Annotated in this window: 8 protein-coding genes; all 8 read left to right on the forward strand. The window is 45.6% G+C overall.

Translation table 11 applies throughout. The features are described 5' to 3' along the window. Window positions 1-42: 42 nt before the first annotated feature. The 8 genes from NZ043_RS20605 (at window position 43) to nusA (ending at window position 12,145) form a co-directional block, all read left to right on the forward strand. Complete coding sequence (locus tag NZ043_RS20605; RefSeq protein ID WP_017689151.1) at window positions 43-810, forward strand: isoprenyl transferase; 768 nt, start codon at window positions 43-45, stop codon at window positions 808-810. Between the two features lie 16 nt (window positions 811-826). Continuing rightward, window positions 827-1,621 carry a phosphatidate cytidylyltransferase gene (locus NZ043_RS20610; protein ID WP_091031861.1) on the forward strand — a complete coding sequence of 265 codons (795 nt, stop codon included), beginning with the start codon at window positions 827-829 and terminating at the stop codon, window positions 1,619-1,621. A 71-nt stretch (window positions 1,622-1,692) separates the two neighbouring features. Then, entirely contained in the window at window positions 1,693-2,832 is a 1,140-nt protein-coding gene (locus tag NZ043_RS20615) for a 1-deoxy-D-xylulose-5-phosphate reductoisomerase (protein ID WP_091031860.1), read from the forward strand. A 113-nt stretch (window positions 2,833-2,945) separates the two neighbouring features. After that, window positions 2,946-4,217, forward strand: coding sequence for an RIP metalloprotease RseP (gene rseP / locus NZ043_RS20620; RefSeq protein WP_091031857.1), 1,272 nt, complete (start codon window positions 2,946-2,948; stop codon window positions 4,215-4,217). Between the two features lie 62 nt (window positions 4,218-4,279). After that, complete coding sequence (proS, locus tag NZ043_RS20625; RefSeq protein ID WP_091031854.1) at window positions 4,280-5,734, forward strand: proline--tRNA ligase; 1,455 nt, start codon at window positions 4,280-4,282, stop codon at window positions 5,732-5,734. 152 nt (window positions 5,735-5,886) lie between these two features. Next, a complete protein-coding gene (locus NZ043_RS20630) occupies window positions 5,887-10,206 on the forward strand; it encodes a PolC-type DNA polymerase III (RefSeq protein WP_091031852.1) in 4,320 nt (1,439 codons plus the stop codon). A gap of 256 nt (window positions 10,207-10,462) precedes the next feature. After that, window positions 10,463-10,924: a ribosome maturation factor RimP gene (gene rimP / locus NZ043_RS20635; RefSeq protein WP_091017262.1), complete on the forward strand. Its 462-nt coding sequence runs from the start codon at window positions 10,463-10,465 to the stop codon at window positions 10,922-10,924. A 123-nt stretch (window positions 10,925-11,047) separates the two neighbouring features. Continuing rightward, complete coding sequence (gene nusA / locus NZ043_RS20640; protein ID WP_062833827.1) at window positions 11,048-12,145, forward strand: transcription termination factor NusA; 1,098 nt, start codon at window positions 11,048-11,050, stop codon at window positions 12,143-12,145. Window positions 12,146-12,163 lie beyond the last annotated feature (18 nt).

Raw genomic sequence — 12,163 nt, forward strand, 5'->3', positions numbered from 1 at the left:
AGCTTCAGATAAAGAAACTTCAGGGATTTTGGAGGAACAGGAATGATCAAACGGGTTCGGTCGTGGTGGAATGGGGCTGACAAGCAGGAAACGCTGACTATATCCGAGGACAATATCCCGCAGCACGTCGCCATCATCATGGACGGCAATGGACGATGGGCCAAACGTTTGGGACTCCCGCGTATAGCCGGGCACCAAAATGGCATGAAGGCGGTCAAACGTGCGACCATCGCGGCGGATGAACTGGGCATCAAATATCTGACGATGTACGCTTTTTCGACAGAAAACTGGACGCGTCCAAAAGAAGAAGTGGATTTTCTGATGCGACTTCCGCAAGAATTTCTAGCCATAGAGCTGGATGAACTTATAGAAAAAAATGTGCGCATTCGCATGATGGGTCAAGAGGAACATTTACCTTCTCATACCATTAATGCCTTGCGGGAAGCCATTCGTCTTACGGAACATAATACAGGTCTCGTTTTGAACTTTGCAATGAACTATGGAAGTCGTCGTGAAATGACGGACTGTGTTAAACAGATCGCTCTGCAGGTGAAATCGGGGGAACTATCGGCAGAGGACATAACACCTGAACTCATTGATAGACATATGCTGACGGTTGACATGCCCGATCCGGATCTGCTGATCCGGACGAGTGGAGAGTTGAGATTAAGCAACTTTATGCTCTGGCAGCTTGCATATAGTGAATTATGGTTTACGGATATATACTGGCCCGAATTTGGCAAAAAGCATTTGCTTGAAGCAGTAGCCGAATATCAGCGCAGAACAAGGCGTTACGGCGGTTTGAAATAGATGGAGGATGAAGCCGTTGAAACAGCGATTAACGACAGGAATCATAGCAGGTGTGTTGTTTTTAGGTTTTTGCATGCTGGGCGGACCCTGGTACCATGGTTTGGTATTGCTTATGGCTCTCATCGGTTATTATGAATTTGTTAAAATGACCGGGGTGATGCCTTTTTCAGGTGTGGCCCTGATTGGATATGCTGGTGTTTTTGCCATTGTGTTTCCTTGGGAAATGCTTTGGGAGGCAAGACCGCTATCCTTATTTCAGGTCATCTGGATAGTAATGCTTGTACTGATGACAGCTTCGGTTGTCACCAAAAATAAGGTTCCCGTGAATACAGTGGCCATGCTTTTCCTTGGCGTGTTGTATATAGGGATCGGTTTCTATTACATTGCAGAATCCAGACATCTGCATCATGGATTGTTCTGGACGTTCCTTTTGCTGGGCTCCATATGGGCCAGTGATGCAGGAGCTTATTTTGTAGGGAAACTAATTGGTAAAAACAAACTGTGGCCTTCCATTAGTCCAAACAAAACCGTGGAGGGTGCACTGGGTGGCATCGTGATTGCAATTGTTACTTCTGTTATTTTTGCATTAGTATCAGATGGTTTACTTTCCTGGCAGAGAGCGATTGTGATCGGAATTGCCTGTGCAGTTGTAGGTCAGATGGGTGACTTGATCCAGTCTGCATACAAACGTGTATATAATATCAAGGATTCAGGCAGTCTTCTCCCAGGGCATGGAGGCATTCTTGATCGGTGCGACAGCTGGATTGTTGTTTTTCCATTCGTACATATACTAATGCTACTGCCCTACTAAAGAACGAACATGAGTCTGAGATACCAGCATTGTTCGCCGTAGGCATTGGATAATTTAAGATGAGGTGCAGCATGAAAAAAATTGCGATTCTTGGGTCAACCGGTTCTATTGGAACCCAGACACTGGATGTAGTTGACATGCATCCAGAACTCTTTCAAGTAGAGGGACTGGCTGCCGGAGGCAATACAGACCTGCTGATCGAACAAACCAAACGTTATCGGCCGAAGAAAGTATCGGTGGGGTCCAAAGAATTGGCGGAGAAGGTAGCTCCACATTTGCCTGCAGGAACGCAACTATTTTATGGCACAGAAGGACTCGTAGAAGTTGCGGCAGGAACTGATGCGCATACGGTTGTAACAGCGGTGGTGGGGAGTGTTGGATTGGAGTCAACGCTTGCTGCCATAGACGCAGGCAAACAGATTGGGCTGGCCAACAAGGAGACATTGGTTACGGCGGGACATATTGTTACTACAAGAGCGGCTGCCAAAGGAGTCTCTTTGCTGCCCATCGATAGTGAGCACTCTGCGATATACCAATGCTTGAATGGTGAAAACAGAGAACGCTTGGCAGGCATTACGCTCACCGCTTCAGGTGGATCATTCCGTGATCTTACCCGTGAACAGTTGAAGAGCGTGACTATAGAGGATGCGCTTAAACATCCGAATTGGTCAATGGGGTCCAAAATTACGATAGACTCGGCAACGATGGTTAACAAGGGTCTCGAGGTCATTGAAGCACATTGGTTATTTGGTCTTCGATATGATCAGATTAATGTATTACTTCACCCAGAGAGTGTTATTCATTCCTATGTGGAATTTGATGACACCAGCATCATCGCACAACTGGGGAATCCGGATATGCGAGTTCCAATTCAATATGCACTGACTTACCCTGACCGCTTGCCATCACCAGCAAAGCGTCTGTCTCTTGCTCAAGCTGGGAAATTACATTTCCGTGAGATGGATATGGTACGGTTCCCGTGTTTAAGAATGGCGTATGAGTGTGGTAAAATGGGAGGAACCGCAACAACGGCGTTTAATGCAGCCAACGAGGTTGCTGTAGCCCGTTTCTTGCGTAAAGAGATTTCATTCCTTAAAATAGAAGATATTATTGCTTCTGTGCTGGAAGCACACCACAATGTGGACGAGCCTGATCTGCAGGAGATCGCGCGTTGTGATCAGGAGAGCCGTAAGCTTGCGGCCAGTCTGTAATCTCTTTTTTCATAACAAATTGGAAGAAGTGATTCTCTTGTGCGGCATCAGAGAATAATGATAATCTAGAGGGACAGACTGCGGTATGTGCCGTGAAGGAGGATGGATAGGGATTGGAAACCATACAAGTGGTATTTCTAACGGTGCTCATGTTCTTTGTCATCGTGACGGTTCATGAATGGGGGCATTATTATTTTGCCAAACGCGCCGGTATTCTTGTACGGGAGTTTGCGATCGGTTTTGGTCCCAAATTGTTCTCATATAAAAGAAACGAGACCCAGTTTACATTGCGTTTGTTGCCTTTTGGTGGATATGCACGGATGGCAGGGGAAGATCCGGAACTGGTAGAGATCCAGGAAGGACAGACCATTGCGGTAAGATCAGCGGATGACCAGGTGAAGATGATCTATCTGGATCAGTTGGATAACCGTAAAAATGTAATACGTGGTGAAGTTATCTCCATTGATATGGAGAACGCCCTGAAGCTTCAACTGGATGTAGATGGTGAGATTCAGGAGTATCGTATTCATCCTCAAGCAATGTTGGTAAGTCGTGGTAAACAAACGCAGATTGCACCGAAAGATCGTCAATTCGGCAGCAAAACCGTTGGACAGCGTGCATTGGCTATTTTTGCAGGCCCACTCATGAACTTTATCTTAGCCTTTGTGCTGTTTGCTGTATATGCGCAGATGGCAGGAGTTCCTGTGGAAAATCCAAAAAATCTTGAAATTGGTGAAGTGCTTGAAGGTGGGGCAGCCGATCAGGCGAACCTGCAAAAAGGTGATATTATTGAGACGATCAATGGTACAGTGATTGGTACAGATTCACAAAAAATGGTGTCGATGATTGCCGATTCCAAAGACAAGCCGATGGAATGGACGCTGCGCCGGGGTTCGGATACGTTTAATATAACGATTACTCCACGTGCTGTAGAAGGACAAGAGGGCGGTAAAGTGGGAATCGTACCTACGTTACCAACCCGATCTGTTGGATTTGTAGAGACATTTAAAGTCTCAGGCGTGGCCATGGTTGATACAACCAAAGTGATATTTGAAGGTTTTAAACATCTGATCAATCAATTCAACATGGATGATATTGGTGGTCCAGTTCGTACATTCGAAGTGACAGGGCAAATTGCTAAACAAGGGATTGAGCAGTTAACGAGATGGGCAGCGATTTTGAGTCTATATCTTGGGATTTTCAACCTGCTACCAATACCTGCACTGGACGGCAGTCGTCTGGTCTTTTTAGGAATTGAAGCGCTGCGCGGCAGACCTGTTGATCCCAATCGCGAAGGCATGGTGCATTTCATCGGATTTGCGATGTTGTTTGTGTTGATGCTGGCAGTAACTTACAATGATATATTACGTTTAATTAACGGATAATTACGGTTGGACTACGCTCTGGACATTCAGAGATAGTCGTTATGGGAGGACGCTGGAGTCTTATGTCAAAGGAAAATGATAAACAGTTCGTGACTGAAATCACACCACAGGGTGAGGACTTCTCACGCTGGTACATCGATGTTATCAAAAAAGCTGATCTCATGGACTATGCACCCGTACGCGGTTGTATTGTGTTTAAACCAGACGGCTTTGAAATCTGGGAACACATTAAGGATGAGTTGGATCGTCGTTTCCGGGAAACGGGTCATCGCAATGCGTACTTCCCGATGTTCATTCCTGAGAGCTTCTTTCAAAAGGAAAAAGAGCACGTGGAAGGTTTTAACCCTGAATTACCATGGGTTACGGAAGCTGGCGGAGAGAAGCTGGAAGAACGTCTGGCAATCCGTCCTACATCCGAAACGATTATTGGTCACATGTATTCCAAGTGGATTCAGTCTTATCGGGATCTTCCGGTACTGATTAACCAGTGGGCTAACGTAGTTCGTTGGGAAAAAAGAACGTTGCCTTTCCTTCGCACAAGTGAGTTCCTGTGGCAGGAAGGTCATACAGCGCATGAGACGGAAGAAGAAGCACGTGAAGAAACGATGAAAATGCTGGAGATTTATCGTGAAGTGGTTGAGGAATACTTGGCTATTCCTGTAATTGTGGGTCAGAAAACCAAATCCGAGAAGTTTGCGGGTGCGGTGGATACGTACTCGATCGAAGCCATGATGAAGGATGGACGTGCTGTACAAGCAGGTACATCTCACTACATGGGGACGAACTTTGCAAAAGCATTTGAAATCCAGTATCTTAGCCGAAATAATGTGCTGGAGCTGGCTTACACTACTTCATGGGGAGTAAGCACACGTTTGATCGGTGCATTAATTATGGTTCACGGAGATGATCGTGGTCTCGTACTTCCTCCTAAAGTGGCACCAACACAAGTGGTCATGATCCCAATTGGACCTCCGAAAACGCGTGATGCTGTTGTTGGGCGTGCAGATGAGTTGTTCACTGAGTTGAAAAAAGCTGGAGTCCGTGTGAAAATGGATGATCGCAGCGATGTTCGCCCAGGTTGGAAATTCAATGAATACGAGATGCGCGGTGTTCCGATTCGTCTGGAGATTGGTCCACGTGATATGGAAAATGGTGTTTGTGTACTCGTATCACGCATCACAGGTGAGAAGAAAGTGGTAGAACAAGCAAACCTGGTAGAAGAGATCCAGGCTATGCTGACACAGATTCAGGTAGATATGTTAGAGCGTGCTCGCACATTTATGTCGGATAACTTCTACTCCGTGGATACACTCGATGAGATGAAAGAACTGATGGAAAATAAACGCGGGTTTACACTGGCTGGATGGTGCGGTTCAGAAGCTTGCGAAGATAAAGTAAGAGAAGTCACAGGTGCAACAAGCCGGAACATTCCGTTCCAGCCTGCGGAAGAAAAGCATACGTGCCTGGCTTGTGGTGAACAGGCAGAACACACGGTTGTGTTTGCAAGAGCATACTAAGTCAGGATCACTTGACGAAAAGCACTTATTCACCAGTTGAGTAATGAATGGAGAGCTTCTGTCGGATAAAATGAGTCGGTGCGAGTTCGGATCGGTGACATTTTTGAATGCAGGGGCTTTTCATGCTTTAAGGGGGTACAAGGAGGAACACGATGAGCGGATTCGAGGAGAAAAGAAAACGGTTTGAGTTGTTGATGAAACAGGCAGAGCTTCCGGCTGGTCTGTTAGAGCCCTATTTTTTGGATGGATGGATTGAACAAGTAGAGACCAATCGAAGTAATCGGGAATGGAATATTCTGATTGCGAAGGACACATTGGTACCCGCTCCAATCTATCGCACATTTTGTCTGCATATTCAAGAGAAGATGAATCATATCGCCAAAATTTCATTTGGCTTCAAATATACGGACAAGGTACAAAATGGTGATATCGTCAGTGAATATTGGAATCTGTTTCTGGAGTGGGTTACCCGTGAGATTCCGTCTGTAAATGGCTGGATGAATCGGACAACCTTTGAATGTGAAGAGGATCTCCTACAACTGACAATGAGTGATGCAACGTCGATGGAATTGGCTCGTAAGAAACAGATTGATCAGGCTATTACGAAATTCTATGAAAAATACTTTCATCTACCTCTTCGCATCAAGATGCAAGTGGGCGAAGTAGGAAGCAATAAAGAGGCCATGGAACAGTTCCAGGCCCAAAAACGTGTAGAGGAACTTGAGGTCATCGAAAAGATGATGAGTGAAGTGGACACAGAAATCCCGGTGGATGAGGAGCAGGGTGATCTGCGTTTGCAAATGGGTTATGACATCAAGGAGCCAGCAGTACCCATGCAGGAAATCCAAGATGAAGAGAAAAAGGTCACGCTTCAAGGTTCGGTGTTTGGACTGGATCGTAAAGAATTGCGAAACGGAAATACGTTGTTTACCTTCTACCTGACCGACTTCACGGATTCCATGCAAATGAAGATGTTTGCCAAAACAAAAGAGGATGTTAAAATTCTCAGTTTGCTGGCTAACGGTAAATGGGTAAAAGTGCGTGGTCGTGTAGAATATGACCGGTTTATGCAAATTCCTGAACTCGCCATGATTCCTTCGGATTTGATTGAAGTTAAAGCACCGCCGTCTCGCAAAGATAATGCACCAGAGAAACGGGTGGAGTTCCATTTGCACTCTACAATGAGTACGATGGATGCTGTAACTTCAATTGACAAATACGTGAAAATGGCAGCTGAGTGGGGACATAAGGCGATTGCTGTCACTGATCATGGTGGTGTGCAGGTATATCCCGAGGCTTCCAAGGCTGCTAAGAAAAACGGGATTAAAATGATCTACGGCCTTGAGGCCAATGTTGTGAATGACTCTGTTGCCGTTGTAATGGCTCCTCAGCCATTGGATCTGCAAACAGCGACATACATCGTATTTGATATCGAGACCACAGGTCTGTCGGTAACGCAGAACAAAATTATTGAGATTGCTGCCGTGAAGATGCAAGATGGTAAAGAAATTGACCGGTTTGCAACGTTTGTGAATCCGCATGAACGCATTCCCTACAACATTCAGCAGTTGACCAATATTAATGATGACATGGTAAAAGACGCACCTGAGCTGGAGCCTGTTATTCGTGATTTTGTGCAGTTTGCTGGTGATGGTGTGCTTGTTGCGCATAATGCACGTTTTGACATGGGCTTTATCCAGGCTTCCCTGAAGCAAATTGGATTGCCAGAGCTTCCTAACCCGGTCCTTGACACATTGGAACTGGCGAGATTGTTATTTCCCAAAAATAAGAACCACCGTCTGAATACGATGGCGGATAAATATAAGGTTGGACTCGAAAGTCATCACCGTGCCATTGATGATACGGTTGCACTCGCGGGTATACTGATCGGATTATTAAATGATGCTGCCCAGATGAAAGGTTTGACGAGGCTTGATCGCTTGAATGATTATGTAGGTGTCGACTTGTCGAATACAAGACCTTTCCATTGTGGAATCTATGCATTGAATGATGTCGGTAAGAAAAATCTATATAAGCTGGTATCTCTCTCTCATACGGAACATTTCAAGCGGGTACCGTGCATTCCCAAATCGAAACTGATTAATTTGCGTGAAGGCCTTGTTGTTATATCAGGCTGTGAAAAAGGTGAATTTTTCGAAGCGGTGCTTAACAAATCGCTCGAAGAAGCGGAAGAGATCGCTGAGTTCTATGACATACTGGAGATCCAACCACTTACAATGTATATGCATTTGGTGGATAAAGGGTTGGTGGCTACACCCGAAGAAATCAAAACAGCGATCCGTAAAGTCATTGATATAGGTGCAAAACTTAATAAACCGGTCATAGCCACAGGTAACGTGCACTATTTGGAACCGCGTGACAAGTTATATCGGGATATCACAATTCACGGAATTACAGGATTTAGTCCACTGAAAGATCAGCGTAAACCGGATGCACATTTTAGAACGACAGAGGAAATGCTGGAAGAGTTCCAGTTCTTGGGTCAAGACAAAGCTTACGAGGTCGTTGTTACAAATACGGTGGAGTTGTCTGACCGATTTGAGGAAATTAAGTTATTCCCGGACAAACTGTTTACTCCGATTCTGGAAGGTGCGGACGAAGAAATCCGTAATACCTGCTATAACACTGCCAAGTCAATTTATGGCGAGGAATTACCGGAAGTAATCGTGGCACGACTAGAGAAAGAACTCATTCCAATTATCAAATACGGGTTTTCTGCCAACTATCTGATCTCGGAACGCTTGGTCAAAAAATCGAATCAGGATGGTTACCTCGTAGGTTCACGGGGATCGGTAGGCTCCTCTGTTGTTGCTACATTCCTGGGTATATCCGAGGTTAATCCACTACCTGCTCATTATATTTGTGTGAATTCGGAATGCAAACACAGCGAGTGGTTCCTGGACGGCAGTGTTCGGAGTGGATTTGACCTTCCGGAGAAAGAGTGTCCGGATTGTGGTGGAACACTTAAAGGAGAAGGTCAGGATATTCCGTTTGAGACCTTCCTTGGATTTAAAGGAGATAAAGTTCCGGATATTGACTTGAACTTCTCTGGTGATTATCAGCCTCATGCTCATAACTATACGAAAGTACTCTTTAGTGAGAAGAGTGTTTTCCGTGCGGGGACCATTGGTACGGTGGCTGAGAAAACAGCATTTGGTTTTGCCAAGAAATATGAGGAAGAACATCACAAGAAATGGCGCGGAGCTGAATTGAATCGTTTGGCTTCGGGATGTACAGGGGTAAAACGGAGCACTGGACAGCACCCCGGCGGTATTGTCGTAGTACCTGATTATATCGAGGTCGAAGACGTTACACCCGTTCAGTTCCCGGCTGATGACGTTAATGCGGAGTGGAAAACAACACACTTTGATTATCATGCTTTTGAAGAAAACTTGCTAAAACTTGATATTCTGGGGCACGATGATCCAACTATGATGCGGATGTTACAGGATTTGACAGGAGTCGATCCAACGACCATTCCGATGAATGATCCCAAAGTCATGAGCATGTTCAACTCAACCGACGCTCTGGGTGTTACACCAGAACAGATTAGGTCGCCAGTCGCGACGTTTGGTGTGCCGGAGATGGGCACGAAGTTTGTACGTCAGATGCTTGTCGAATCCCAGCCGACGTCTTTTGCCGATTTACTGCAGATTTCCGGATTGTCCCATGGTACAGGCGTATGGCTTGGAAACGCTCAGGATCTGATTAAGAACGGAACGTGTAACATTAAGACGGTAATTGGTTGTCGGGATGATATCATGTTGTTCCTGATCTATAAAACGGGAATGGACGCAAGTCTTGCCTTTAAGATTACCGAGAGTGTTCGTAAGGGACGGGGTCTGCCACAGGAATGGATTGACGAGATGAAGAATTGTAAAGTGCCTCAATGGTACATTGATTCGTGTCTGAAAATCCAGTACATGTTCCCGAAGGCTCACGCGGCCGCTTATGTTATTTCAGCAGTACGTACGGCGTTCTTCAAGCTTTATCATCCGATTGAATATTACGCAACTTACTTTACCGTTCGGGCGGATGAGATTGATATCGAACTGATGTGTCAGGGATATGACGCGATCTATCGCAAAATTACGGAGATTGAGCAATTAGGTTTCCAGGCACCTCCGAAAGAGAAAAACATGTTACCTGTTCTGGAAATGGGTCTGGAAATGGCAGCGCGCGGATTCTCGCTGAAATCCATTGACTTATACCGTTCGGAAGCGACAAAGTTCATCGTTGACGGAAAATCACTAATCCCTCCATTTTCGGCGTTGGCAGGAATCGGGGATAATGCTGCTCGCAATATTGCTGCAGCAAGAGATCATGGTGAGTTTCTATCGGTTGAGGACTTCCAGCAGAAGTCGAAAGCAAGTAAGACCATTGTTGAACTCCTGTCGAATATGGGATGTTTCCGTGGCTTGCCAGAGAGCAATCAGCTTTCCCTTTTCTAGGATTGAATTTGGATCTAAACAGAGCGATTGTTGGAGGAACGTAATTTTTCCTTCATTAGTAAGTAAACTGCCTGAACCATCGCTTACTTGTCACTATTACCAGACTATGTTATAATTTTTGAAGTGAACGAGATAGTACGAATTTCTAAAGAGTGGGGAAACCCACTCTTTAGTCTTTGGTATACAAGAATCTTGGGTATTGAATAATCTGCCAGTGCTTTTTTGCTGGTGTAACCTAAGTTGGAGGTTATTGGTTTTGAGCACAACGAACATTAAATCTACCGTGGAAGAAATGATCCAACCCTACTTGAACGAACAAGGCTTCGAGCTGGTTGACATCGAATACGTCAAAGAAGGCAGCAACTGGTTTTTACGGGTGTATGTCGACAAAGAGGGTGGCATCGACATCGACGATTGCGTCTTGATCAGCGAAAAGCTGAGCGCCAAGCTGGATGAGAACGATCCGATTCCAACCATCTATTTCCTTGAAGTGTCTTCTCCCGGTGCGGAGCGTCCACTGAAAAAACCTGAGGACGTTACCAAATCTGTAGGCAAAAATGTTTTTGTTACAACCTACGAGCCGGTGAACGGATTGAAGGAATTTGAAGGCAAGCTGCTTTCCTTTGATGACGGGGAACTCGTGATCGAAGCAGGCAAAAAACAGCATGCCATTTCTTATGATAAGGTTGCCAGTGCGCGCCTAGCTATTTTGTTTTAAGTGCCTTGTTCACTTTATTAATGAAAAAGACACATCTCACGATAACGGCAAGGTGCTCATGAGTTCAGAGCCTTTCGCCGTTTTACGTATGAGATGCCATGTTTGAAAGGGGGATCAACATTCATGAGTATGGATTTTATTGAAGCAATGAATGAATTGGAACGGGAAAAAGGGATCAGCAAGGATGTGCTGTTTGAAGCGATCGAGGCTGCACTAATTTCCAGCTACAAACGGAATTTCAACACGGCCCAGAATGTGCGTGTTGACATGAACCGTAATACGGGAGTTATTCGGGTGTATGCCCGTAAATTGATCGTGGAAGAAGTCCTGGATTCACGTACCGAAATTTCATTGCCTGCTGCACGAGAAATCAACCCACACTTCCAGCTGGAAGATATTGCGGAGATTGAAGTTACGCCGCGTGATTTCGGACGTATCGCGGCACAAACTGCCAAACAGGTAGTGACCCAGCGGATTCGTGAAGCCGAACGCGGCCTGATCTACAACGCTTTCGTAGATAAGGAAGAAGATATCGTTACGGGAGTGGTGCAGCGTCAGGATTTGCGCAATATCTACATCGATCTGGGCAAAATCGAAGCGGCTTTACCGCTGACCGAATTGATGCCGAACGAGAAGTTTGTTCATGGTGACCGTATTAAGGCGTATATCACCAAGGTCGAGAATACGACCAAAGGGCCGCAAATCATTTTGTCCCGTACCCATCCGGGCCTCTTGAAACGTCTCTTTGAACTGGAAGTGCCTGAGATCTTTGACGGTGTAGTTGAGATTCGCTCCGTCGCTCGCGAAGCAGGGTTCCGCTCCAAGATTGCCGTTCATTCCCGCAACGAGGAAGTTGATCCAGTTGGATCTTGTGTAGGTCCTAAGGGAATGCGCGTGCAGACCATTGTGGGTGAGCTGCGCGGTGAAAAAATCGACATCGTTCGTTTCTCCGATCAGGTAGACGAATATGTTGCTAATGCACTGAGTCCTTCCAAAGTATTGGAAGTTCATGTATTTGAGGAAGAAAAGATGGCTCGGGTTATCGTTCCGGACTATCAACTGTCGCTCGCAATTGGTATCAAAGGCCAAAATGCCAGATTGGCAGCCAAATTAACCGGCTGGAAAATCGACATTAAGAGCGAGAGCCAGGCGGAACAGGAATTCGGCAGAGAAAAAGATTCTTCTTCTGAAATGCATCAGGATTCCGTCTCCGTCGACTAAAGTAAAGTACGGGGGGCG

The organism is Paenibacillus sp. FSL k6-2145 (assembly GCF_037976585.1).
Lineage (GTDB): Bacteria > Bacillota > Bacilli > Paenibacillales > Paenibacillaceae > Paenibacillus.

Bases quoted from the DNA above. Each gene is read 5' to 3' on its own strand.
- NZ043_RS20630 (WP_091031852.1), top strand. From the start codon at position 5,887: ATGAGCGGATTCGAGGAGAAAAGAAAACGGTTTGAGTTGTTGATGAAA.
- proS (WP_091031854.1), top strand. From the start codon at position 4,280: ATGTCAAAGGAAAATGATAAACAGTTCGTGACTGAAATCACACCACAG.
- nusA (WP_062833827.1), top strand. From the start codon at position 11,048: ATGAGTATGGATTTTATTGAAGCAATGAATGAATTGGAACGGGAAAAA.
- NZ043_RS20615 (WP_091031860.1), top strand. From the start codon at position 1,693: ATGAAAAAAATTGCGATTCTTGGGTCAACCGGTTCTATTGGAACCCAG.
- NZ043_RS20605 (WP_017689151.1), top strand. From the start codon at position 43: ATGATCAAACGGGTTCGGTCGTGGTGGAATGGGGCTGACAAGCAGGAA.